Source organism: Pseudoalteromonas sp. SCSIO_11900 (genome assembly GCF_000576475.1).
Taxonomy (GTDB): domain Bacteria; phylum Pseudomonadota; class Gammaproteobacteria; order Enterobacterales; family Alteromonadaceae; genus Pseudoalteromonas; species Pseudoalteromonas tetraodonis.
Map to the genome: position 1 here is coordinate 48,650 of NZ_KK070023.1, position 24,775 is coordinate 73,424.

Sequence of the window (24,775 nt, forward strand, 5' to 3'; positions counted from 1 at the left end):
CGACAAAATTAACCAGCATATTCTGCTGGATTTTAATTAGAATGCACGCTTTACACCAACAACATTTAGCGGTAATTAACAATTACCCTAAGTCTTAACACTCCTGAGGGTTGCTTATGTTATTCAATGGCGATTTAACAACGACTTGTCCGATCAGACAAAAGATCCGTGACTTCTACCGTATAGATGAAAATGCGGTTATTGATCACATTTTACCACTTGCAGAAGTCGGTGTTAAAGCACGAAGCCGTGCATGGGAAAGAGCTCGCCAAATAGTTTTAAACATTCGTAAAGACCAAGACGGTCAAAGCGGTGTTGATGCGCTATTAAATGAATTTTCACTATCGAGTGAAGAAGGTGTGGTATTAATGTGTTTAGCCGAAGCGCTGCTTCGTGTTCCTGATAAAGCAACTCAAGAAACATTAATACGTGATAAATTAGCAAACGGCGATTGGAGCTCTCACTTAGGTAGTAGTGACTCTTTATTCGTTAATGCCTCGTCTTGGGGGTTATTAGTAACCGGTAAAATGGTTAACTATAACGATAAGACTAAAGAGCAACAGTTTGGCATACTCAAAAAAACCATTGGTCGTTTAGGCGAGCCAGTTATACGTAAGTCTGTTAACTTTGCTATGAAGATAATGGGCAAACAGTTCGTAATGGGTCGTACCATTAACGAAGCGATTGAGCGTGCTGCTGAAAAAGAGCAAAAAGGCTATGTATATTCTTACGATATGCTAGGCGAAGGTGCTCGCACAATGAAAGACGCCAAGCGTTACTTTGATAGCTACATGAATGCGATTCATGCTATAGGTAAAGCCGCAAATGGCCGTGGCCCAATAAAAAGCCCAGGTATTTCTGTAAAGTTATCGGCTATTCATCCTCGATATGAGTTTACTCATAGAGAGCGTGTAATGGAAGAAATCGTTCCAAAACTAAAAGAGCTAGCCCTTGCTGCTAAAAAATACGATATCGGCTTTACTGTTGATGCAGAAGAAGCTGACCGTTTAGATATTTCTCTTGATGTTATTGAGGCAGTATTTAGCGATAACGATTTAGGCGATTGGCAAGGTTTTGGTTTAGCGGTTCAGGCTTATCAAAAACGCGCTATTTTTGTTATTGAATGGCTAACCGACCTAGCAACCCGTGTGGGTCGCAAAATGATGGTGCGTTTAGTAAAAGGCGCATACTGGGATACAGAAATCAAAACCACACAACAAGATGGTTTAGATCACTTCCCGGTGTTTACGCGTAAAGCAACCACGGATGTATCATATAAAGCGTGTGCGATTAAAATGCTTGAAGCACGTGATGTACTTTACCCGCAATTTGCAACTCACAACGCCTACACTGCAGCGACTATTTTAGAAGTGGCCAAAGGTGATAACCAAGGTTTTGAATTCCAACGTCTTCACGGTATGGGTGAATCTTTATTTGACCAAATCGTTAATGAAGAAAAAATTCAGTGCCGTGTATACGCACCGGTAGGCCAACACGAAGACCTACTTGCTTACCTTGTACGTCGTTTACTAGAAAATGGCGCTAACTCATCATTTGTAAATGCCATTGTGGATACCACAAAACCGGTTGAAGCGTTATTACCAGATCCTGTTGAAACACTGCAAGGTTTACGTAATAAATACAACACGCAAATAAAAATGCCAATTGATTTATACGGTGAAGAACGTGCCAATTCAAAAGGTATGGACTTAACTGATATTAACGTGATCACCCCGTTTAAAGAAAATTTAGACACTTGGTTTGAAGAGCACTTAATTGATGAAAGCCAAGTACCAGAAGGCGCGCTGGCAGTTAAAAACCCAGCAAACCATAAAGAAATTATTGGCCATATAAAATTACAAAATAGCGATGAAATGAAAGTGCTGCTAGCCAACGCTGAAACCGCATTTGAATCATGGTCACAAACACCGGTAAAAGAGCGCGCCAATTTATTACGTCGCGTTGCTGATATTTTAGAGCGCCATCACGATGAGCTTGTAGCTATCTGTATTAAAGAAGCAGGTAAAGTAGCACAAGATGGTATTGATGAAGTACGTGAAGCCGTTGATTTTTGTCGTTACTACGCAGCCCGTGCTGAAGAGCTTGCGCAAGATGAGCGCTTTGAAGCCCGTGGTGTTATTTTATGTATTAGCCCATGGAACTTCCCGCTCGCTATTTTCTTGGGTCAAGTTGCAGCGGCCATTGTTACCGGTAACACGGTTATTGCAAAACCAGCAGAGCAAACCAGCTTAATCGCACTTCGTGCTATTGAATTAATGCTATCAGTTGGTTTACCTGAGCACGTTGTACAACCTGTCATTGCTCGCGGTAGCGAAGTGGGTAAAACCATTGTTCCTGATGAGCGTATTCAAGCTGTTATGTTTACAGGTTCAACTGAAACGGGCACGCTTATCTCGCAAACATTAGCGGCACGTAACGATATTCAGGTGCCTTTAATTGCAGAAACTGGCGGCCAAAACTGTATGATTGTTGATTCAACAGCGCTTCCTGAGCAAGTTGTTGATGATGTTATCAGTTCTGGTTTCCAAAGTGCGGGTCAACGTTGTTCAGCATTACGCGTACTCTTTATCCAAGAAGACGTAGCTGATGGCATTATCGATATGCTTAAAGGCGCACTTGCTGAGTTGCATATTGGCGACCCATCATTACTCTCTACAGACGTAGGCCCAGTAATAGATGAAAAAGCGCTTAAAACACTCAACGACCATGTTGAATACCTAAAAGGTAATGCAACACTTCACTATGAGTGTAAAATTCCTGATAACAGCGAAAATGGCGCATTTTTCTTTGCACCACGTTTATACGAAATTAAAGACTTATCGGTATTAAAACGTGAAGTATTTGGCCCTTGTGTGCATGTTATCCGCTTTAAATCGAGTGAGCTTGATAATGTTGTCGACCAAATCAACAACACGGGTTACGGCTTAACAATGGGTATTCACTCTCGCATTGAAGAACGTTGTGAACATTTAGCGAAAATGTCGCGCGCAGGTAACGTATACATCAACCGTAATATGATTGGTGCCATTGTTGGCGTGCAACCGTTTGGTGGCCGTGGACTCTCTGGTACTGGCCCTAAAGCCGGTGGACCAAACTACCTACAACGCCTAATAAAAGAAAAAGCTTCACCAGATAACGTACAAATGACTAACCTAACGCCAGATGAGCTTGATTTACACCACTACAGTGGCGCAAATGAGCAAGTAGAAAAGCTAATGGTTAACTCTATGCGCGATGAAAAAATCTGGCGTGCAACGCCACTGAATGACCGTGTTTCTGCGGTACGTCAGTTATTAGCGAAAGTAGCGACTGTTGAAATTATTGACGACCTCGCGGACGATTTAGCGTTAACACTTGCCGATGCTCGCGCTCAGTTAAACCGCTTAGAAAAGCACATGCGTAAATATACAACATTGCCAGGGCCAACAGGTGAGTCGAATACACTTCACCTTGAAGCTCGTGGTTGTGTGGTTTGTTACGCAGATAAAAGCACCTCATTTAACTTTTGGGCACTGTCTATTATTACCGCACTAGCGGCTGGTAATACGGTAATTACTGTTGCATCTGAAATATTTTACGACGAAGCGGTTGCCTTTAGAGATAAGTTTATTGCAACCGGCGTTGCTGAAGGTGTTTTCCAAGTAGCTAAACCAAACCAGTTACAAGCTATATTGGCACACCCTCACCTAGCGGGTGCGGTAGTTGCTGCACGTTCTTCTCGCTTAGGCTACTTCAGCCAACAGCTTGCACAACGTAAAGGCGCAATATTGCCAGTGATCAGCTCAGAGTATTACGACACGCTAATTAAGCGCCTTATTACTGAAAAAACAATCAGTATCGATACAACGGCATCAGGCGGTAACACCTCGTTGATGACGCTTGTTGAAGATGATGAATAGATAATAGTCATCATTTAATTAAAAAGGCATCAATTTGATGCCTTTTTTTATTTCTAAATGTGAATTTATTTGTTACTTTCATTAATCATATTTGTTAACTAGAGTTCACTTTGAAAACCATTCCGACTACACAGCTAAAACCTGGTATGTTTGTACAAAAAGTTGTTAAGCAAACTGGCAATATTAGAATAAAAAACCAAGGCTGGGTTAAAACTCAAAGTGGAATTGATAAATTAATAAAATCTGGCATTTTAAAGGTTGAAATCGATCCTGATAAAATGCTCACCTCTGAAGAATCTGAAACACAACCAACGCCTGCAACTAAGCACGAAATCAAAAAGCGCGATCCATGGTTAATAACCCACAGCGCTGAGCAAGAAATGAATAAAGCTAAAAAGCTTTACGATGAAGCAAAAAACTTACAAACCAAAGCATTTGGCGATATAGAATCTGGCCGCACTGTTGATGTTGCTCCTTTTAGGGAGCTGGCTAGCGGGTTTATTGACTCCGTCTTTAGAAATCAAGATGCGCTGGCGTGCATTACGCAAATGCGCCAAAAAGATGCCTATTTATTAGAGCACTCGATAAATGTGTCTATTTTAATGAGTATTTTTGCAAAACATCTCAATATTGAAAAACCAATCATTGAAGAACTTGCAACAGGTGCCCTATTGCATGATATGGGAAAAATAAAAATACCTGACGCGATTCTCAACAAACCAGGTCGCTATAGTGACGAAGAATTTAAAGTAATGCAAAACCATGCGCGCTTTAGCAAAGAAATACTAGAAGACGCAGGATTAACGGGGATTGCTGTTGATATCGCAGGTATGCACCATGAGCGCTTAGATGGTAAAGGCTACCCCTTTGGTAAGAAAGGCGATGAAATAAGCAAATACGTTCGTATGGCCTCTATTGTTGATGTATATGATGCATTAACCGCTGAACGCGTTTATAAAGCGGGTATGGAGCCAATTAAGGCGTTTAAAATATTAAAACAAGGTTGCCCAGATAGCTTTGATGGCGTGCTGCTGAATAAGTTTATTCAATGCATTGGTATTCACCCTGTGGGCACGCTGGTAAAACTTTCCAGCCAAAAAGTGGGGCTGGTGACCCAAAGTAACCCTGCAACACCATTAAAACCAGTCGTAAAAACGTTTTTTAATGCCAAACATGGGCGTTACACTGAAGTTCAAGATATTGACTTATCAAGCAAAAGAACACAAGACACGCTTGAGTCAGCAATAAAACCCAAAGAGTATAATATAGATTTAGAGGGCTTTTATAAGCACTCTATCTTTAGTTAATTGGCCACTATTGTGGCCAATCTTGCAGGGCTTTTAAGCTAAACTCATAGCCATCAAAATCAAGTACGCTCTGATCCGGCGCTATTTCTAACACCTTCAACGCACCAATAGACTCCCCCTCATATAGCTCTCTGCCATTGAGCTTTATCCAGCGTTTATCTGCTGTCGACGAATAAATATGTGCCTGATATTTAATGCTTGGCAACATACTTTGTAGGCCATCAGGCAGTAGCTCAACGGGTTGTACCCGTGATGAATGACGAGAGCCTTGAGTTACTTCGTAGTCGGCTGTTGTTTCTGTATCATTAACGGCTTGCGCAAACGCATTTTTCAGCGTGTCGGGAACCGTATCTAGTTCAGCGGTTGATTCTGGCTGGGCAGGCACATTTTGATTAAGTGGTTTACCTAACACTTTGTATTTACTCAACTCATCGGCACTGAGTGTTCTTTTCGTTGATTGAGTTGGTACACTTTGAGGTTGGTTGCTCGGTGATTGAAAACTAGATGAAACGTTACTCTGCGCCGAGAAATTTTGCGTTTGCCCTTGAGACGCTTGATTAACGCTCATAGGTAAATATTGCCCTTGTGGCGTAAGCAACATTTGCTGTACACCCGTTGGGGTTTGTACATAAACCAATTGCCCTGCCAGTGGCACAGAATTGTTAGGCGCAGTTGTAACAAGGGGCGTTTGAGGGGTTGTTACTGTTTGAGCAACCGTTTTTTTTACTTCCTCTGAGCTTGTTGGTTTTTCTACTACTGCTGAGTCTTTTTGACTAAGGTCATTTTGAACAACCTCATTTTTTACGGCTACATTTTCTTGTTGCAGCCACTTACCGACAAAAAAGCCACTGGTCAATATACCCGTTGCCAATAAACTTCCTGCGAGTAAAAAACTAATTCGACGATAGGCCATCAACTGGCGTTGTTGTTTTAATTGTTGCGCTTGCAAGTCATATTGCTCTGCGCTCATGGTATCGTGCTTTGACTGCTTTAACGCATCTAATAAATAAGACATGAATCACCTAACTAAAGAATAAATGACAGGCCAATTCCTGCACCAAAAAGCATTAACGCAGCAGCACTATAAGGCCAAATAGAACCTGTTTTACTCACCTTATTATTTGTAGCAATAAAGTCGATAGGTAAAGATTCACTCGCCGCTTGCTTAACAATATCACTGCCAACAATTTCTTGCTGTTTGGAAAATGCCCCTACTAATGCGCGTTCACACACCAGGTTCATTAATCGTGGCACGCCGCCTGTGAGCTGATGCACCATTTGCATCGCTTCCATTGAAAATATTTTCTTGTCACAACCTGCAATATGTAGCCGATGTTGAATATAAGCAATGGTTTGCCCTGGTGTTAGCGCTAACAAGTGATACCTAGCAGTAATACGTTGTGCCAGCTGTCTTAACTCATTTCGCTTTAGAAGTACCTGTAACTCAGGCTGCCCTACTAATACTATTTGTAATAACTTTTTATGGTCGGTTTCGATATTGGTTAATAAGCGAAGTTGTTCAAGCACATCGGGGGCAAGTAGCTGTGCCTCATCAATAATTAAAATAGTATGCCCCCCCGCTTTATTATTAAACTCGAGGTGCTTTTTAATCACATCCGTTAGACTCTTCAGCGTGGCATTTTTGGCGTCGTAAGTTATTTGTAATTCATCGCAAATACTGGCTAACAGTTCAAGTTCTGATAAGGCAGGATTATAGATCATGGCTACTTGGGTATTTTCAGGCAGTCGCTCTAACATACTACGTGTTATGGTGGTTTTACCCGTACCCACTTCACCAGTTAACAGCACAAAGCCACCGTCTTCACCTAGTCCATAGGTAAGGTGTGCTAATGCTTCTTTGTGGCGTTCACTTAAAAATAAGTAGTGGGGATTAGGCGAAATTGAGAATGGCTTTTCTTGTAAACCAAAATAGCTTAAATACACCTTTATAGTCCTTGGTCGTTAATTCACGGCCTATAATGGCAAAAAAATAGCCTAGGTGACAACTACAACCAGGCTTTATTATTAAAATAGTGTAAATAAAAAGGCTAACCGTAAATAAAAGAGCATTTTTAGATTCGCTAATATATTAATTAACTACTTCTCATAGCGTACTAGGCGTAAATATACGTTACTTGTTTTAGCATGTAAGCTATTTAAACCACTGGAAAATTGATAAACCCATGCCGAATTTATATTGCTAATACCCGAGGTATTAGACCAATAATTTTGCGACTGCGTTGCTAAAAAAATACCCGCATTAATACTTGGATCGGTACAACGGTGATCTACTATACTAGCTAACTCTTTAATACTCGGCACTTGCCAGTCGTTATAATTTGCCGTGGTGTCATTCAGTGCGCCTTTAAGTGAGGCCTGCCAGTTTAATGGTTGAGTATCACCATCGCAGCTAGTTGTTTCGCTATTATAAACTTGACCATAGTTACAGCGCTGCCACATTAGCCCTGTTTTAGTATCTGACACAGTGCCATCAATATTAATCACAAATCGGTCGGTATCATCGCTAGTCGCTACCTCTTCATAACACTGCTGCGCTGCAAGTGACTGGCATAATCCCAAGGCTAATAACATAGAGACTTTAATTAATTTCATAATAATCACCTTAACGATTTCTAACTAAGCGCACGTAAGCGGTATTATCTTTTGGATAGGCTAAATCATTGCCATCCATCATATCGATAGTGTAAGCCTGAGATAAACTGGCACCATCAACCGCGGTCTGTGAGGTCCAGTAACGTAAATGCCCTACACTGTTAGTCGATGGTGTATTAGGAAAAAATGCAGTATCTATCAATACATTTTGCCCTTGTTTACCGTAATCAATTAAGCCTAACAACTCAGTATAAGTAGGTAAACGCCAATTACTGCCGCCACAAAAATCAAGCGCATTAACTTCATCAATATAGGTTTGTAAGCCACAATCAGTATTGCTCGGACATGTGGTATTATCACTACCCGCTACATCGCCACTATTGACAGTCCCTTGCCAAATATAGCGGTTTTGTCCATCTCGTAAAGTGGTATTTGGTAACACACCGGAATAAGGGCTTTTCACTTCCCAAACAAGGCCGGTAGTATTATCACGAATACAGCTAAAGTTTTGCGCATCATCGAGAAGCTCATCGGCAAACTCATTAAGTTTGGTGTAATCAAAAGCCAGATTCCCTTTACCCACTTTACCTAAACGATTGGCAAAACTATCGCGCCCAAGATCAGCATCTTGAGCTGGAAATTCATCATTATTACAGTTAATTCGCTGAGTATTGTTATAACACTCTCCTACCCCTGTATCATTTATTAACCCAAGCGCTTTGGGTGTTACATCAATAAATACGGTATCTGTGTCGGTGCGCCCTTTTAAGTCCATAACTTGTACTTCAAAGCTAAGCGTTGCATTTAAATCAATATCAGAGGCAAAAAAGCTGGCAGTACATGACTGTGATTCAATCAGGGTTTCTGCATTACCGGTAAGTTGTTGCCACATGCATTGATAAGATTGAGTTGCCGCTTCGCTTGCAGTGGCATCTAAAATAACCTTATCAAACTCTTCTACTGTTTGATTAGCGCCTGCATCGGCAATAATCACTTGAGCTGTTTTATTAAGGGTCATATCAAATTGTGATGCAGATACTCCGCCCTCATCATCTGTTACGGTGAGCTGCCATTTTAAGTTGGTGTTATTTTCTAATAATGGATGAGAAAAACTAAGCGTTGGATTGGTATAGCTATCAATTGTTAAATCAGGCCCTGACAATAATTGCCACAAATAACTGCTAATTTCGCCATTTTCATCTGGGTCTGTGGAAGTTAAACCACTAAGAGTTACAGTATCCTTATAAACTGAGGGCAAGTTTGCAGGAGCAACTTGAGTAACAACAGCAAGAGGAAGCTGATTATTAGAGGCAATGAAAACACTCAAGTCGTCATTCACTAAACTGCCATCTGAGGTTTGATAGCTAACTCTTAATACCAGTTCACTGTCAGACTTTACATCTGGTGCAGTAATGGTTTGTTCAGCCCCTTCAAGCGGAAACACATCTATAATAGGGCCACTTACACGCTGCCAAGTAAATGTACCATCTGCAGGAGAGCCTTTTGCAGAAATAGTAAACTCTGATTTTTCTACAACTTGAAGATCGTTACCTGCAAATACTGATGTTTTTATATCACTGTTATCAGCACCGCCTCCCCCTCCGCATGCAGCCAAAAGCAAACATGACATAAGTGGTATTAACGAAATTGCTTTCATACTCAGCACCTTTTTGTCTTAAAATTATCTAATAAAACTATTAAGCAAAAAAAATGCCATTATAAATTATAAATAACTATCTTGATGAATACGAACAAATAATTTAGTGCCAACTTTACTGTAATCTACTTTATATTCGCGGCCATCTAAGGATTGAATAAACAACAATTGTTTTTCTTCGCTAAATACATCAGCACTAGTAATATAAATAACATCGAGGTAACGCTCTTTTGCATCTCGGCGGTTTTTTGGCAGTTCTTCTTTAAATGGCTCAAGACCATTGCTTGTTACTTTAATTTTAGGGTGAGTCTCACCATTAACAATCACTAAATCTAGTTTTCTGTCTTTATGTATTATGGTGTTTCGACCACTTTTAATGAAAGATCTGTTTTGGCTCATAGTTATTCCTAATCCCGCAGTGAGTGCTTATATTATTATTCACACTGCGACTTTATAAACTGAGAGGGATCGCGCTTCCATTTATTTAAATTTGCGCTAAATTCCCAAATATCACTTTCTATTACACTCGCTGGTAACAGTAAGTCATACCCTGTTAAAAGCTGAAGATGCTTAGCCCTATTAGCAAACATCGCTATGAGCCCATTATAGTCAATTCCTTTTTTTGACCTATATTTATTATCTTCAACTAACCATTCTGATGGGCAATGCCCATTTTTGCAATTTTTTTGAACAACTTGCATAAAGAAATGTCGCTGCTCTATCAACAATTTACCCGCAATTCTTGGAGCTAAAGCAGACAAGAATGAATCTATATCATTTAACTTAATACCAATCGCATTAAGCTCAAGGTAATCAATGCCATTATCAACCTTAGGTATACCACAATGGTGCAAATTCTCTGGATGTAAATGCCATTGTCCATACTTATGCTGATATATTAATTGCTGCTCAGTTAAAATAATACTATAAAAAGGTTCTTGTGTTTTAAAAAAGCCAATTAAAATTGCAGCAATACATAAACTTACTAAAAAAATTTCGATAATACTTATTTCGCCTGGGCGTAATAAATTAAACAGCATGATAATAATCAAGCCAATGCTGCCGACCACTAATATTTCAATTCCATTTTTAGCGCCTTGCGCTCGGTATTTTAGTATTTGTTTATTTATATTAGCCATACTGAAAAAACGCCATATAAAATATAAACATAATAATAGCCCACAATACTAACTTTCTCAGCGTTAAACAGCGTTTGCATGATGTTTTAAAGCTCATCAATTAACTCCCATTATTACTGTTAAATATGCGCAATGACTAAGTATCAGTTATTTTTACGCTTAACGCACAAATTAATGAGATACATAACCGCCTTTTTTTGTCCTGATTTCGTACAATACTTATAATCTATTTTCAGGTATGAAAACAATGCACTCTAAACAATCAGGTAAAGCCTTATTTCCATTTATTATTTCGTTACTAATAATTTTTAGCGTTTATTTGTATTTTCCTGCATCACAGGGCGAGCAAGCCAATTACTCGGCAATGACAACGCAAGTCTCTGCCCACACGGTAAGATCGCAAGAAAACGCAATTATGATTGAAGCCATTGGCAGTGCTCGTGCTAATCAGGCTATCTACATTAAAAGCGCCCAAAACGATTATGTCACTAGCATTTACTTTGAAGATGGCGACTTGGTCAGCAAAGGACAAAAATTAGTACAACTGCAAAACCAACAAGAACAATTTGCAGTAAAAGAACTTAGCATTAATTTACAAGAAGAAAAACGTCAATTAGCCAGGCTAACCGAGCTTTCTCGCTCACAAGCGACGGCCAAGACATTACTTGAAGAACAACTCGCTCGCGTTGATGCCAGCGAAGCCCAACTTGAAAGTGCCAAAACCAAACTGAATGAAATGGCTATTACCGCGCCTTTTTCTGGGTTACTGGGTAAACGCGAAATATCGGTGGGTGCTTATGTCAATAACAGTACCGTGATCACAACCCTCGATGACATTAGTATTATAAAAGTTGATTTTAAAGTGCCTGAAAAGTATTTAGCTCAATTGAAAAACGGAATGATTGTTCGCACTCAAAACGATGCTTATCCTGATCAAACCTTCAGCGGTAAAGTAACCCATATAAGCTCACGTATCGACTCAATCACTCGCAGTGTAGAAGTAACAGCCAGTTTTGCTAATAAATCGGGTTTACTTCGCCCAGGTATGTTGCTTAATACCGCTTTAGAACTGAGCAGTAACCAAGCGCTGATGGTGCCTGAAAAGGCCATTATTCCTCTGCAAGATAAGCATTACGTTTTTCAAATTGAAGATGGCATAGCAAACCGTAAAGAAGTACATGTTGCAAGTAGAAATAATGGCTGGGTTGCGATAGACAAAGGGTTAAGTAATGGCGAGCAAATTGTTACCGAGGGAATAATTAAAATTCGCTCAGGTAGTAAAGTAAGCGTTAAGGGGTAACACGTGAAAATTACCGATACTAGCGTCAAACGCCCCGTTTTTGCGATTGTTATTAACTTACTGTTACTCACTTTTGGCTTAGTTGCTTTTAGCATGTTGCCTTTGCGTGAGTATCCAGATATTGAAACACCGATTGTAAATATTAGTACTGAATATACCGGTGCATCTGCCGAAATTATTGAAACAAAAATAACGCAAGTTATTGAAAACCGTATTTCGGGCATTGAAGGTATTAAAAGTATTAACTCATCGAGTCGTAATGGCCGCTCAAACATTACCATTGAGTTTAATATTAGCCGCGACATAGATGATGCCTCCAACGATGTGCGTGAACGTGTAGCGCGTGCACTTGATAGCCTACCCGAACAAGTGCGTCCTCCTGAAGTATCAAAATCAAATAGTGACGAAAGCCCTATCGCGTGGTTTGTACTTAACAGCGAAACCATGGATTCATTGCAACTTTCTGATTATGCACAGCGTTTTATTGTAGACCGATTAGCCGTTGTTGATGGCGTATCGAACGTGCGCATTGGGGGGGAGCGAAAGTATGCCATGAAAGTATGGCTTAACCGCCAAGCGATGGCCGCCCGTGGCATTACCTCCAGTGATATTGAGCAAACACTGCGTAGTGAAAATGTAGAACTTCCGGCCGGTGAAATTGAATCAGTTGATCGTGATTTTACCGTTCGCACTGCCCGCAGCTATAAAAACCAACGTGATTTTCAAAACCTAGTTATTAAACGAGGTGAAGATGGTTATTTAGTGCGTCTAGGCGAAGTGGCTGACGTAAAACTAGAAGCCGCCGATGATGAAAGTTTATTCCGAGGAAATGGCCGTAATATGATTGGTATGGGTATTGTTAAACAAGCCAAAGCCAATACCCTAACTGTGGTTGATAACGCCCGCAGTGAACTGGAAAAAATAAAACGTAATTTACCTGAAGGCACCACCATAGAAGACAGTTATGATTCTTCGGTATTTATTAAAGAGTCAATTAATGAGGTTTATAAAACTTTAGCAATTTCTATGGGGTTAGTCGTGCTTATTATCTTTATATTTTTAGGTAACATTCGCGCCACTCTTATTCCCGCGGTCACCGTACCGGTCGCCCTAGTCAGTAGTTTTATGTTTTTATTAGCAATGGGTTATTCAATTAACTTATTAACTCTACTAGCACTGGTGTTAGCAATAGGCTTAGTGGTCGATGATGCCATTGTAATGCTAGAGAACATTCACCGCCGCATAGAACTTGGGGAGCCGCCTTTATTGGCAGCTTACCGCGGCGCACGTGAGGTGGGCTTTGCAATTATAGCCACCACCTTAGTGCTTATATCCGTGTTTGTACCATTAGTGTTTATGGAAGGACGAATTGGCGCACTATTTACAGAGTTTGCTATGGCGGTAAGTGCTGCCGTGTTTTTCTCCAGCATTACTGCGTTGACACTCTCTCCGGCGCTGTGTTCAAAAGTGTTAAAGGCCTCTGAAAAAGAAAGTAAGTTTAGCCAAGTTATGGACCGTTTTTTTACTAAATTAGAAAATGGATACCGTAACGCTTTAGCGTCAAACATGACCCGTAAATGGGGCTTAATGCTGAGCTTAGTTTTGGCTGGGTTTGTTAGTTATTCATTATTTTTACAAATACCCTCAGAGCTCACGCCAAAAGAAGATCGTGGCACCTTCTTTGTGCTTATGAATGGCCCTGAAGGGGCAAGTTATGAAAATAACGCAGCTAATATGGCAAAAATTGAAGAGCGCTTAATGCCTTATTCTGAATCTGGCGAACTAAGTCGAGTGCTTGTTCGAGTCCCAGGTTGGGGGGGCAGTGGCGGCGTGGCTATTGTTGGCATGGCTGATTGGGATAAGCGCAAACGCTCAACATGGGAAGTCATGGATGAAATAAGCGGCAAAATGCAAGAGGTCACCGACGTACGTGCATTTGCTATTATGCGCCGTGGTATTGGCGGAGGTGGTTCATCTCGCCCTATTGAATTTGTTTTGCAAGGTAATGATTATGCTCAGCTAGCTGATTGGCGCGATAGAATTATTAAACGCGCTGAGAAAAACCCTGGATTAGTGCGTATTGATCATGATTATAAAGAAACCTTCCCTCAGTTTTTAGTCAGTATTGATAAAAATAAAGCCGCTGATTTAGGCGTATCAGTCTCTGATGTGGGTCGTACACTTGAAACCATGCTTGGCCAACGCCGTGTAACCACCTTTATTGACCGCGGTGAAGAATACGATGTAATTTTAAAGGGCACAAAACAAGACTTTGCCAACCCGACTGATATTTCAAATATATACCTAAAATCACGTAGCGGAGAACTTATTCCTCTCGATAGCCTTATTAGCTTAAAAGAAGAAGCCACCGCCTCGCGTTTAAACCGCTATAACCGAATGCGTGCAATTACTTTAAGTGCCAACCTCGCTGATGGTTACACGTTAGAACAAGCACTAAACTTTTTAAACAAGGTTGCCACAGAGGAAAACGACATTGATGGTGCCATTGACTATAAAGGTGAGTCGCAATTGTTTTATGAAGGTGCCTCAGCCATGACCTATGTGTTTGTGTTGGCATTGACCGTGACCTTTTTAGTACTGGCAGCTCAGTTTGAAAGTTTTATGCATCCATTTGTTATTATGTTAACTGTGCCACTTGGTTTAATGGGTGCCATGTTTGGGCTGTGGAGTATGGGGTTAACGCTTAATATATACAGCCAAATAGGTATTGTTATGCTCATAGGGTTAAGTGCTAAAAACGGTATACTGATTGTTGAATTTACCAACCAGTTACGTGATAAAGGCGTAGAATTTAGTGAGGCCATTTTACAAGCGGCTACACAGCGTTTGCGCCCTATTATTATGACTTCCCTAACAACGGTTATGAGTGCCGTACCTTTGGTGTTGGCTTCCGGTCCAGGCTCGGAAAGTAGAATGGTAATTGGTGTGGTGGTATTTACTGGCGTAACGGTGGCAACCATACTAACTCTGTTTGTAGTGCCAGCGGCCTATTACGCACTAGCGCGAAACACACAATCACCTGAGTTTTTACAACAAAAACTTGATAAGCAAGCCGCTGAAAAACCGCTTAAAGAGATCTAAGTCACTTAGAGCGTCGTAACTAGCTGTTACGGCGCTTTATTCAGTGCGCATATCCCTAACAATTGAGGAAGTACTTATGAGTTCGACCACACAAGTAGCAACACTTGGCGGCGGCTGTTTTTGGTGTATTGATGCAGCATTTAGGCGTGTAAAAGGTGTACTCAGTGTTTGCTCTGGTTATACTGGTGGACATACTGATAACCCAACCTACAAAACTATTTGCACTGGCAACAGTGGCCATGCAGAGGTAATTAAGGTTGAATTTGATGCCAGTGTTATCGGCTTTAAAACCTTACTCGCGATGTTTTTTACCCTACACGATGCCACCCAGTTAAATCGCCAAGGTAACGATATAGGCACTCAATACCGCAGCGTTGTGTATTATCATAATGAGCAACAACAAGTACAAACACAGGCCGTTATTGCAGAGCTGCAAAGCCATGTTAGCGAACCTATAGTGACTGAGGTGAGCCCAGCAACCACTTTTTACCCCGCAGAGCACTACCATCAGGACTATTACAATGAAAATCCTGAGCAGGGCTATTGCAGTATTTTAATTGCACCCAAATTACATAAGTTTGAAACCGAATTTAGCGAGTTTTTAAGTGAGTAAAATGCTTTAAAGCTCTAACCAAATAGCCCAGCAATTTGCTGGGCTATTTGATTTTCGGCAACTAAAAGTGATAATTAAAACTGGTAATTTGCCCCTACAAAGAAAGTTCTTCCTGCGCTGTTATAACCTAATAGCTCACCACTGGCAGCAAACCCTGTTGCTGCAGTAAAATATTCTTTATCAGTAATATTCTCTATTCGAGCAGCTAACGACAAATTATCTAGCAACTGGTAATTGGCTGCTATATTAAATATCGTATAAGCAGCGAGCTCCGAGTCATAATACGCAATCGAAGGACGCGATGAGCGATATTGCATATCCAAGCTGGCATCAAAATCACCCCATGTTTTAGCGAGTTGATAATTAAACGATTCAGAAGGTCTACGTGGTAAATCGGTATTCGTTTTTTCATCTGTAGCGTCTAAAAAGCTAACATTAACCGAGTGTTCAAAGCCTAACGCTGAAAACTCAGCCGATAACTCTATCCCCTGCATAGATACTTTATCTATGTTAGTGGCAATATATTTACCTGAGTCTGCATCATAATTATTACTAATCAAATTATTGATACGGTTATCGAAAATAGCAATATCATAACGGCCCCATTGGGTTTCTAAAGTTATACCAAGCTCATTATTTAACGCTTCTTCAGGTTTAATATTATTGTTTGGTAAATAGTACGGACTGTTAGTCACAAACGCATTAATTAACGAAGGAGCTCTAAATGCAGTACCGTGATTTAAACGTAGTGTTACATAGCTATTTGCTTTGTAACCAAGTCCTGTACTGTAAGTGTTTGCACGGCCATGGAAGTCATAATCATCGGTTCTAACAACAGCATTTGCTAACCATTTGTTATGGCTATAAAACGCGCCTATAAACAACGCCTTATTATCGCGTTTTTCTTCTGATGACGTTGCTGACGAGTTTGATAAATCCTCAGATAAATAATTAAAGCCACCCGATAGTTCAAGTTCTTGAGTAAGGGTATAAACCCCTCGATATTCAAACTCAACACGCTCAGTGCTATACACTTGCTGCACATCGGTACCTGTTTGGGTATTTTCTTCTTGCGAAACGCTCACCGAAGTACTTTGGCTATATATATCTGAGGCTTTGTTCCAGCCTAGCTTAGCGGTGTAATTTTCAAAGTCGTAGGCATCGTTACCCCATGCATTATCATATTGTGCTTCGCCTTCACTATACTGAGATTGCAGGCTCAATTGGCCTAGTTCAGCAAGCTTATAAGCTAAATTAAAGCCAATGTTTTTATTTTTGTAGCCATCATCATCATGATCTTTTGTGTACTCAGCCGCTGAATCTTTGCCAGTAACATCAAAACCATCCGTCTCTTCATAGCCTAAATTATAATTAAAGCTAAGTGCCTCTTTTACAAGCCCGCCAGCAAGCTGATAATTACTGTAACTATGGCTGCCTAAAGTAGCTGAAAGTATATTATTTGAGGCTTTACGGGTGATAATATTAATTACTCCGGCTACCGCATCAGAGCCATAAATAGCAGCTCTTGCCCCTTTAATAACTTCAACACGCTCGATACTGTTAACTGGAATATTCGTCAGTGACACACTACCTGAGCTTGCATCACTCACTCTTACGCCATCAACCAATACTAAGGTATATTTAGCACTGGCACCGCGAAAAAATATATCTGCTTTTTGACCTAACCCACCATTACGAACAATATCTATCCCAGCTATGGTATTTAATATTGCAGGTAAGTCTCGATAATTCGCTTTTTCAATATCAGCGCGCTCGATAACTGCCACACTTGCCAATACATCATTTATAGGTTGTTCGAACTTATTAGCGGTTACTGTTATTGTTTCGATTGGTTGTTCTGCAGCAGATACAGAAATAGATAATGCAGCCGAAATGGCCACACCCAGTGCGGTTTTATTTAACATCATGTCCCCTATCTTTGCCCACCGCAAAGATGTTAGTAAGTAAGATTAAATCAAGGCCGGTCTCCGGACTCAGTTACCATAATTTAATACAGCATAACTTTACCGTTGCGGGGGCAGTGTTGGGATTGACTTCATCAATGAAAACGCACCAACTTCCCGATTATCCTACTAAAAAAATCACATCATTGAAGTGTTTAGCAAGCACCTTGAAAATAGGCTGCTATTGTTATCTGTTTACTAAAAAAAGTCAACGGACGTCTAAACATCTAAAAACTGAGGTTCGGGGTTCGGGGTTCGGGGTTCGGGGTTCGGGGTTCGGGGTTCGGGGTTCGGGGTTCGGTGTTCGGTGTTCGGTGTTCGGTGTTCGGTGTTCGGTGTTCGGTGTTCGGTGTTCGGTGTTCGGTGTTCGGTGTTCGGTGTTCGGTGTTCGGTAATTATCATAGATTTAAAAATAAAAAAGCCAAACAATATAATTTGTTTGGCTTTATACGCATTCCTTTGAGCTTAGCACCTATACTGCCATGCTCGAGGCAATAAATTAATCGCGGAAGTTTTTAAACTGAAATGGTTGACCTAAATCAGCAGTGCGTACAACTTGCATAGCCGCTTGTAAGTCATCACGCTTTTTACCTGTTACGCGAACTTCTTCACCTTGAATGGCCGCTTGTACTTTTACTTTAGAGTCTTTGATGGCTTTTACTACTTTTTTAGCCATGTCTTTTTCGATACCCTGTTTAAGTGCAACGTTACGAAAAACATTTTTGCCCGCACGAGAAATATCTTGTAGCTCTAAGCTTGCAACATCCATCCCACGCTTAGAGATTTTACTCGCTAAAATATCAAATAACTGCATTACCTGAGCATCTGCTTCAGCTTTTAATTTAATTGTTTTATCATTTAGTTCTATTGAGGCATCAACGCCTCTAAAATCAAATCGCGTTTCTAGTTCACGGTTGGCGTTATCAACCGCATTTTTTGCTTCGTTCATTTCTACTTCAGATACAATATCAAATGAAGGCATAGCGTTCTCCTAACTATCTAATCTTAATTTTATGCCGCAATTATAACGTTAAAATGATAAATCTTTACATTTTTCTGCATTTTGTTCAGGTGCGATACTAAATTAGTTTGATATACTGAGGCTTCTTTTTTATACGATTTTAGGAATTTTCGTGACAAGGCGTGTTTACCAAGCAATTTTTTTAATTAGTATTGTTGCGTTTACCTTCTTATTTGCTAAAGAGGTAAAGGGCGCGGCAAACTTATTTCCGCATGTTGATAAAGTAGCGCATTTTGGTATCTTCTTTTTACTTGCCATTATTATGGATAAAGCGTTTAAACTCCCATTATATGCACAAATACTATTACTCGCTGGTTACGGTGCAGCAATAGAAATTATGCAAGATAGCCTTCCTTACAGACAAGCATCACTGGCCGATTTTGTTGCCGATTTTATTGGTGCAGCGAGCTACTTTTTAGCTAAAGCCCTGTTAACACTGCGTAAAAAGAAGCATTATGGCTAACATACTTGTTGTAGGTGATGGCGCTATTGGCTTGTTATTTAGCCATTTTTTAGCCAAGCATCACGCTATATATATACTTACTCGAAAAGGCACAGTTAATACTCGCTTTTACAGCCACAGTAACGCTGCGTCTGAAAAAATTAACGCCACTTTTATCTCACAAGAGCAGTTATCTCAAACTCCTGAATTTGATATTGTTTTATTCACGGTAAAAGCGTTTGCAGTGCAACAAGCCTATGCTCAAGTAAAACCTTATCTAGGCAATAATACCCATATTATACTGAGTCATAATGGCATGGGTAATGTTGAACAATTAAATGAACAACTAACAAAGCAGCAGTCATTGTACTTTTTAACCACCAGCATGGCTGGATTTAAGTCAAACCCTAATATTGTGCAACATACCGGAAACGGGCAAAGTGTATTAGGGGGCTGTAATCAACTAGCTATTCAAAATATTCAACAGCTTAGTGCGCAATTACACACTATTCCGCAGTTAATTGTCAGTAACAATATTGAACAACTACGGTTTGAAAAGCTACTGGTTAATATTGCAATAAATCCATTAACCGCTCACCACAATATAAAAAATGGTCAGTTACGTGCACCGCAATACAGTAGTGCAATTATTAATTTATTAGCTGAGGCGTGCCACATTGCAACCGCGCTAAAACTCAATATTAAGCTTATAGATGCCCTAGAGCGGGCTTACAAAGTAATGAGTTTAACTGCCGAAAATTACTCTTCGATGCATCAAGATGTAATGCACAATAGACAAACAGAGATCATGGCGATTTGTGGCTATATAAGTGAGCAAGGAAAACTGCACCATATTGCAACACCTTATAATGACGCCTTACTTGCTAAAATTTTGGCAAAAAAAAAGCGCGGACTAAATCCGCGCATCTAATATATTAAGCCATTAAGGACGATATACTCTAACAGTGGTAAAGCCTTCTTCGTGAAGAATAAGCGCTTGTAATTGGCTCATTACTCCTTTTTGGCAATATAAGTAATAATCTTTACCTTTAGGTAAATCGCCAAACTTTGTTGCTAAGCGGAAAAACGGTAAGTGGATAACTTCAATACCTTCAATTTCCAGCGGCGCCGCATCTTCTTCTTCAGGCGAGCGAATATCAACAACAACCGCTCCTTCAGGTAACTCTGTAACTGATTCTGCCTCTTTAAGCTCTTGCTTAGCCTCAACATCAATATCGCGCACATCCATAACACGGGCGTTATCAATAACGGTATCTAACACATCAAAGTCAAACTTTTCTTCTTCTGCTTTAATTACTTCAATTTTGGCTTTAACTGTCGGCTTTTTAGAGATCACACCGCAGTATTCGGGCATCGTCTCTGCCATTTCTGCAGTGCCTATTTGGCGCGCTATATTGATGATTTCTTGCTTATCATGCTGGATAAGTGGGCGTAAAATGAGCGTTTCGGTTACGCGGTCAATCACACTTAAGTTAGCTAAGGTTTGACTAGACACCTGACCTATACTTTCACCCGTAACCAATGCTTGAATATTTAGTTTTTCAGCGACGGCACTACCCGCTCGCATCATCATACGTTTAAGGACAACGCCCATTTGGCTGTTCTCAACATTTTCTAAGATTTCAGCAACCACTGGCTCAAAATCAACAGTAATAAACTTAACTTTATGAGTAGAGCTGTATTGTTTCCATAGATAGTAACTCGCTTGTTTAACCCCAATTTCATGAGCAGCGCCACCTAAGTTAAAGAATAAAAAGTGCGTGCGAGCCCCTTTACGGATCATTTGATAACTGGCAACGCCAGAATCAAACCCACCAGACATAAGCGATAATACATCGTCTTGTGTTGGCAGTGGGAAGCCCGCCATCCCTAAATGGGTTTGCGTTACTATGTAGGCTTTTTCGTCTTTAATTTCTAAACGAATAGTCACTTCTGGGCGACTTAGCTTTACTCGAGCCCCTTCAACATGTTGATTAAGCCCACCACCGACGTAACGCTCTAGTTCAGTTGAAGTAAAATCATGTTGACCTATGCGCTTAGCACGCACACAAAAGGTTTTACCAATAATAGTGTGACCAACTAACGCAATGGTTTTTTGATAAATGTCATCAAGGGTTTTAAAGTCTGTTTCGGTCACTTCAATAAACTGTACGATGCCGGGAATACGCTGCAAGCTATCAATAAAATCAATACGAGTTTGAGCATCGTCAAGTTTTGTAACAACTGAAATGTTATCCCAGTTATTACGCACTTGTACTTTTTCGTCAACACGACGCAATACAATTTTAATGTTATTTTCTAACACTTTGGTAAAGCGTTTACGGACTGAACGGCTTTTGATGGCTATTTCAGGGTGAAGTTTGACGATAAATTTAAGCATAGTTCAACTCTTAGACTGCGGGAATTCGCGCACCCAGGCATTGGGCGCGGCGGATTATAGCAAAAAATTTAACGCCTAGGAACTAACCAACCCGATGGGGCTAAGGATTCTGGGGGGCAGCATTTGCTAAAAGTGCGTACTTGTCTCTTAACTGATTAATTTTATTTGCGCTTTTTTCTGTACTGTAAGCCTTAAATAAAGTCAGTACTTTTACAATGCCAGGGTAAATATCTTGCTCAACCAGCACACCACTTAGTCTTCTTGCTTTCATATAGGGTGTCCAAAAGCTAACCGTTAATTTTAGCGTATGAGCAAGTTCAATGGCATCTTGTTCATCAATGGCAATAATTTCACTATCCCGCAAGGCCAAAATGATGTTACGTACCTGCTCAAGTAATTCCTGCTGAAAATCAATGTAACCCTGTTTTAAATGGCTATCGCGAGCAAGAATATCACCAAGGTTGTCGTAAAAAAAATGATAGCGCCACATTAATTCAAATAGCGAATCTAAATAAGGACCTAGGCGTTCAAAAGCATCGTCGCCTTGATCGACCGGCTTAAAATGGGTGCTTAAATGATCACGATAAAGTGCAAATATATGACGAATAATGTCTTCTTTATTTTTAAAGTGGTAGTACAGATTACCCGGACTCATGCCCAAACTCGATGCGATATGATTAGTAGATATTGCTCTTTCACCATGTTCATTAAACAATGAAATACTGGTTTGAATTATTTTATCCTTGGTATTCATATACTCATTACTCAATTTTCGAAAATAGGATGCTGCATTAAAATAATCCGCCTAGTATAAACAAATCATTGCATTTGTAACACTGCGCAGCTGCAGTTATATACAATTTACTTACAAGGCTGCTTTACACACTAAACACTGCTACACTACGGCTAAAAATAATAACACAGTAAATATTATGAAAGTGACCGCAATCTACCCAGGCACATTTGACCCTCTTACCAACGGCCACACTGATTTAATTCAGCGTGCGGCTAAGATGTTTGATACCGTTATTGTGGCTATTGCTCATAACCCAAGTAAAAAACCATGTTTTACTTTAGAAGAACGCGTTGATTTAGCAAATGAAATTTTAAGCCATTTAGATAATGTAAAAGTCATTGGCTTTTCGGGGCTACTAGCAGATCTGGCTCGTGACCATAACGCAAATGTATTGATTAGAGGTATAAGAGCGGTTTCTGATTTTGATTATGAATTTCAGCTTGCGAATATGAACCGTCGTTTAAACCCTGATTTAGAAAGCGTATTTTTAACGCCCGCCGAGCGCAATACTTTTATATCATCTACACTAGTAAAAGAAGTAGCACGCCATAACGGGGATGTGAGTGAGTTTGTTGACACCATAGTAATGAAAGCCCTGCAATCAAGGCTTGGGAAAACTAAGTATTAAAGGTAACACCTAGCGTATCATTTCATCGCGCTAGGTAGCTTCACTCTTGCTGGAAACAGAACGTTCTTAAGCCTCACTAAACCCAAAAAATCTTTATTGATAAAGAAGATAGCTATCATCATGAAATCCATCAGATTAATTCCCAAAGAATAAAATGACCAGAACCACCATGGTGAGCTGTTACTAAAAACAAGTACATCTAGATGCATGCCAAAAAATAACAGTGAGTTTATGCTTAACCCTAATAATAGATAAGTAGATATAACATTTTTAGTTAAGAAGTTGCTTACAACCAAAATAACCAAAATTGTTACTAAATCAAAAAGTAATAATTTCATATAAGAAATATTTTGGATATCAATGAACAGGCTTGAAGAGTATGAAACCGACATTATTAGCGACAGCCATAAAGCCTCTTTTTTGGGTTTATTTATACTCGTGACTAATGAGTATAAAAAAGCCATTAAAAAGCCCCACTGAACAAATGCGCCGAGGTAAAGAGATACATATGGACTGAGCAAGAAGTCATCCATTTGAAAGACCGCTTATATCTATTAGTGTAATGGTCTTTCTATATCGATTTATATTTACGGGATCTATGTTTATTACCAAAGAAGCTATCATTAATATGTCAATTAAATTTATAGAAATAGAGTAAAAACTCCAAAACCACCACTCTTGAGTATTCCCTAAAATGTATAAATCATAATAAATAAAACCAACTAATACACTATTTATGGTTAAGCCTACAATGATGAAATATGCAGGTAAAGAGAGAGTGACGAAAGCTTTTTTAATCGCAAGAATAATAAAAGCAATAGTGAAAAAATCGTAAACTATCCAATTGAGATAAACATGTTTTACTATGTAAAAATAATCACTTAATACATATGAGCACAGCATTATTGCAGCTAAATATAGGGAGGATTTATGTGGGATATTTATACTTTTTACAAAACAATACAGGAAAGCCATTAAAAAGCCCCACTGTATGAGTGCGCTTACATATTCACCAAGGGTATAGCTTATATACATGTTTATGAGAAATTGTTTTCAGGTTGAATACTTGAGCCTTTGAAGAATTTGTTTTTTAATTTATGAAGACCAAGGAAGTCTCTATCTACAATTAAAACTACGATCATTATCAGATCGATAATGTTCACGCCAAAAGTATACACATCCCAAAGAATCCAAGAGACTCTATTTCCCTCGATATAAATATCATAGTGCATTGCTATGCTCAATATAGAGTTAATTATCAAGCCTGTTATTAAGTATATAAATGAAGGTGTGGTTTTTTTCTGAATAAAAAAGACTGAAATCAAGAAAAGGATAGTTACATAGTCGTAAATCGTCCAATCGAGGTAAACCGATGTACCTATTGATAGCCATGTAAAGAAATAGTCCGACGTTGCATAGGAAGCCATCATTATGAATGAACTGAGTAATAAGGTCGTATTTCTTTTAACGTCAATTGTATAAACAAAAACGTTAAAAAAAAATGCCATCAAAAATCCCCACGAAGAAAATGCGGAGAGTGAAAAAAAACCAAAAAACTCAGTTAAAAACATTCATACCTTCATTATTTTTTACTTAGGCTTAAGAGGAGGAAGAATTACTACGCCACCACGTTGAAGATCTGTACCGCTAGCCGCAGCCATCGCTTCTTGAGAGATACTTACTGTATCAGATTGTAGGGTTTTAGGGCTAGCAGTTTGTTCCATTGCAGGCTTTAATTGTTGCGTTTTATTGTATGCTTGCATTTGTACTTGGCTGTTCGCTGAAATTTGCATGTGATTAATCCTTTTGAGTATTAAATTTATTATTGGCGTAAATTTAAATCACACCACCTAGAGCAGTTACTAAATAACT

Annotated in this window: 19 protein-coding genes and 1 riboswitch; of the genes, 8 read left to right on the forward strand and 11 right to left on the reverse strand. The window is 39.6% G+C overall.

Going from position 1 to position 24,775, the window contains the following annotated elements:
* Positions 1-116: 116 nt before the first annotated feature.
* Positions 117-3,920: a bifunctional proline dehydrogenase/L-glutamate gamma-semialdehyde dehydrogenase PutA gene (putA, locus tag BG00_RS00235; protein WP_036979702.1), complete on the forward strand. Its 3,804-nt coding sequence runs from the start codon at positions 117-119 to the stop codon at positions 3,918-3,920.
* Between the two features lie 110 nt (positions 3,921-4,030).
* Positions 4,031-5,227 carry a cyclic di-GMP phosphodiesterase gene (locus tag BG00_RS00240; RefSeq protein ID WP_036979705.1) on the forward strand — a complete coding sequence of 399 codons (1,197 nt, stop codon included), beginning with the start codon at positions 4,031-4,033 and terminating at the stop codon, positions 5,225-5,227.
* 7 nt (positions 5,228-5,234) lie between these two features.
* Here BG00_RS00240 and BG00_RS00245 read toward each other — a convergent pair whose 3' ends face one another.
* The 6 genes from BG00_RS00245 to BG00_RS00270 all read right to left on the reverse strand — a co-directional run bounded on the left by BG00_RS00245 (position 5,235) and on the right by BG00_RS00270 (position 10,636).
* Entirely contained in the window at positions 5,235-6,242 is a 1,008-nt protein-coding gene (locus tag BG00_RS00245) for a general secretion pathway protein GspB (RefSeq protein WP_036979707.1), read from the reverse strand.
* A gap of 11 nt (positions 6,243-6,253) precedes the next feature.
* Positions 6,254-7,171, reverse strand: a complete 918-nt coding sequence (locus BG00_RS00250; protein WP_036979709.1) for an ExeA family protein — start codon at positions 7,169-7,171, stop codon at positions 6,254-6,256.
* Positions 7,172-7,324: 153 nt separating this feature from the next.
* Positions 7,325-7,840, reverse strand: a complete 516-nt coding sequence (locus BG00_RS00255) for an Lcl C-terminal domain-containing protein (protein ID WP_016899354.1) — start codon at positions 7,838-7,840, stop codon at positions 7,325-7,327.
* Between the two features lie 10 nt (positions 7,841-7,850).
* Positions 7,851-9,497, reverse strand: coding sequence for an Lcl C-terminal domain-containing protein (locus tag BG00_RS00260; protein WP_036979711.1), 1,647 nt, complete (start codon positions 9,495-9,497; stop codon positions 7,851-7,853).
* A 66-nt stretch (positions 9,498-9,563) separates the two neighbouring features.
* Entirely contained in the window at positions 9,564-9,896 is a 333-nt protein-coding gene (locus BG00_RS00265) for a hypothetical protein (RefSeq protein ID WP_036979714.1), read from the reverse strand.
* Between the two features lie 35 nt (positions 9,897-9,931).
* Positions 9,932-10,636 carry a DUF2982 domain-containing protein gene (locus BG00_RS00270; RefSeq protein ID WP_036979717.1) on the reverse strand — a complete coding sequence of 235 codons (705 nt, stop codon included), beginning with the start codon at positions 10,634-10,636 and terminating at the stop codon, positions 9,932-9,934.
* 247 nt (positions 10,637-10,883) lie between these two features.
* Here BG00_RS00270 and BG00_RS00275 point away from each other — a divergent pair, with 247 nt between their 5' ends.
* The 3 genes from BG00_RS00275 (at position 10,884) to msrA (ending at position 15,651) form a co-directional block, all read left to right on the forward strand.
* Entirely contained in the window at positions 10,884-11,936 is a 1,053-nt protein-coding gene (locus BG00_RS00275; RefSeq protein ID WP_036979719.1) for an efflux RND transporter periplasmic adaptor subunit, read from the forward strand.
* Positions 11,937-11,939: 3 nt separating this feature from the next.
* On the forward strand, positions 11,940-15,038 hold the full coding sequence (locus BG00_RS00280) for an efflux RND transporter permease subunit (protein ID WP_036979722.1): 3,099 nt from the start codon (positions 11,940-11,942) through the stop codon (positions 15,036-15,038).
* A gap of 76 nt (positions 15,039-15,114) precedes the next feature.
* Positions 15,115-15,651, forward strand: a complete 537-nt coding sequence (msrA, locus tag BG00_RS00285) for a peptide-methionine (S)-S-oxide reductase MsrA (RefSeq protein WP_036979725.1) — start codon at positions 15,115-15,117, stop codon at positions 15,649-15,651.
* 74 nt (positions 15,652-15,725) lie between these two features.
* Here the strand turns inward: msrA and BG00_RS00290 are convergent, their stop codons facing one another.
* Both BG00_RS00290 and BG00_RS00295 read right to left on the reverse strand, forming a co-directional pair.
* Positions 15,726-17,576, reverse strand: coding sequence for a TonB-dependent receptor domain-containing protein (locus BG00_RS00290; protein WP_036979727.1), 1,851 nt, complete (start codon positions 17,574-17,576; stop codon positions 15,726-15,728).
* Between the two features lie 37 nt (positions 17,577-17,613).
* A riboswitch (cobalamin riboswitch) is annotated at positions 17,614-17,800 on the reverse strand.
* 314 nt (positions 17,801-18,114) lie between these two features.
* Positions 18,115-18,597 carry a YajQ family cyclic di-GMP-binding protein gene (locus BG00_RS00295; protein ID WP_013464315.1) on the reverse strand — a complete coding sequence of 161 codons (483 nt, stop codon included), beginning with the start codon at positions 18,595-18,597 and terminating at the stop codon, positions 18,115-18,117.
* A gap of 151 nt (positions 18,598-18,748) precedes the next feature.
* On the opposite strand from BG00_RS00295, the gene BG00_RS00300 reads away from it, so the two are divergent.
* Both BG00_RS00300 and BG00_RS00305 read left to right on the forward strand, forming a co-directional pair.
* Positions 18,749-19,099 carry a VanZ family protein gene (locus tag BG00_RS00300; protein WP_008466003.1) on the forward strand — a complete coding sequence of 117 codons (351 nt, stop codon included), beginning with the start codon at positions 18,749-18,751 and terminating at the stop codon, positions 19,097-19,099.
* A complete protein-coding gene (locus BG00_RS00305) occupies positions 19,092-20,009 on the forward strand; it encodes a ketopantoate reductase family protein (protein WP_036979730.1) in 918 nt (305 codons plus the stop codon). Before BG00_RS00300 ends, BG00_RS00305 begins: the two co-directional genes overlap by 8 nt.
* 12 nt (positions 20,010-20,021) lie before the next feature.
* On the opposite strand, the gene thiI is transcribed toward BG00_RS00305, so the two are convergent.
* Together thiI and BG00_RS00315 are read right to left on the reverse strand one after the other, a co-directional pair.
* On the reverse strand, positions 20,022-21,479 hold the full coding sequence (thiI, locus tag BG00_RS00310; RefSeq protein WP_036979733.1) for a tRNA uracil 4-sulfurtransferase ThiI: 1,458 nt from the start codon (positions 21,477-21,479) through the stop codon (positions 20,022-20,024).
* A gap of 100 nt (positions 21,480-21,579) precedes the next feature.
* On the reverse strand, positions 21,580-22,233 hold the full coding sequence (locus BG00_RS00315) for a TetR/AcrR family transcriptional regulator (protein ID WP_036979735.1): 654 nt from the start codon (positions 22,231-22,233) through the stop codon (positions 21,580-21,582).
* 178 nt (positions 22,234-22,411) lie between these two features.
* Here BG00_RS00315 and coaD point away from each other — a divergent pair, with 178 nt between their 5' ends.
* On the forward strand, positions 22,412-22,903 hold the full coding sequence (coaD, locus tag BG00_RS00320) for a pantetheine-phosphate adenylyltransferase (protein WP_036979737.1): 492 nt from the start codon (positions 22,412-22,414) through the stop codon (positions 22,901-22,903).
* Positions 22,904-24,492: 1,589 nt separating this feature from the next.
* Here coaD and BG00_RS00340 read toward each other — a convergent pair.
* Positions 24,493-24,696 carry a hypothetical protein gene (locus BG00_RS00340; protein WP_036979747.1) on the reverse strand — a complete coding sequence of 68 codons (204 nt, stop codon included), beginning with the start codon at positions 24,694-24,696 and terminating at the stop codon, positions 24,493-24,495.
* Positions 24,697-24,775 lie beyond the last annotated feature (79 nt).

What these genes read in the sequence shown, in the direction of transcription:
- putA (WP_036979702.1), top strand. Translation starts at nt 117, where the DNA reads ATGTTATTCAATGGCGATTTAACAACGACTTGTCCGATCAGACAAAAG.
- BG00_RS00245 (WP_036979707.1), bottom strand. Translation starts at nt 6,242, where the DNA reads ATGTCTTATTTATTAGATGCGTTAAAGCAGTCAAAGCACGATACCATG.
- BG00_RS00255 (WP_016899354.1), bottom strand. Translation starts at nt 7,840, where the DNA reads ATGAAATTAATTAAAGTCTCTATGTTATTAGCCTTGGGATTATGCCAG.
- BG00_RS00260 (WP_036979711.1), bottom strand. Translation starts at nt 9,497, where the DNA reads ATGAAAGCAATTTCGTTAATACCACTTATGTCATGTTTGCTTTTGGCT.
- BG00_RS00265 (WP_036979714.1), bottom strand. Translation starts at nt 9,896, where the DNA reads ATGAGCCAAAACAGATCTTTCATTAAAAGTGGTCGAAACACCATAATA.
- BG00_RS00270 (WP_036979717.1), bottom strand. Translation starts at nt 10,636, where the DNA reads ATGGCTAATATAAATAAACAAATACTAAAATACCGAGCGCAAGGCGCT.
- BG00_RS00275 (WP_036979719.1), top strand. Translation starts at nt 10,884, where the DNA reads ATGCACTCTAAACAATCAGGTAAAGCCTTATTTCCATTTATTATTTCG.
- msrA (WP_036979725.1), top strand. Translation starts at nt 15,115, where the DNA reads ATGAGTTCGACCACACAAGTAGCAACACTTGGCGGCGGCTGTTTTTGG.
- BG00_RS00290 (WP_036979727.1), bottom strand. Translation starts at nt 17,576, where the DNA reads ATGTTAAATAAAACCGCACTGGGTGTGGCCATTTCGGCTGCATTATCT.
- BG00_RS00295 (WP_013464315.1), bottom strand. Translation starts at nt 18,597, where the DNA reads ATGCCTTCATTTGATATTGTATCTGAAGTAGAAATGAACGAAGCAAAA.
- BG00_RS00305 (WP_036979730.1), top strand. Translation starts at nt 19,092, where the DNA reads ATGGCTAACATACTTGTTGTAGGTGATGGCGCTATTGGCTTGTTATTT.
- thiI (WP_036979733.1), bottom strand. Translation starts at nt 21,479, where the DNA reads ATGCTTAAATTTATCGTCAAACTTCACCCTGAAATAGCCATCAAAAGC.
- BG00_RS00315 (WP_036979735.1), bottom strand. Translation starts at nt 22,233, where the DNA reads ATGAATACCAAGGATAAAATAATTCAAACCAGTATTTCATTGTTTAAT.
- coaD (WP_036979737.1), top strand. Translation starts at nt 22,412, where the DNA reads ATGAAAGTGACCGCAATCTACCCAGGCACATTTGACCCTCTTACCAAC.
- BG00_RS00340 (WP_036979747.1), bottom strand. Translation starts at nt 24,696, where the DNA reads ATGCAAATTTCAGCGAACAGCCAAGTACAAATGCAAGCATACAATAAA.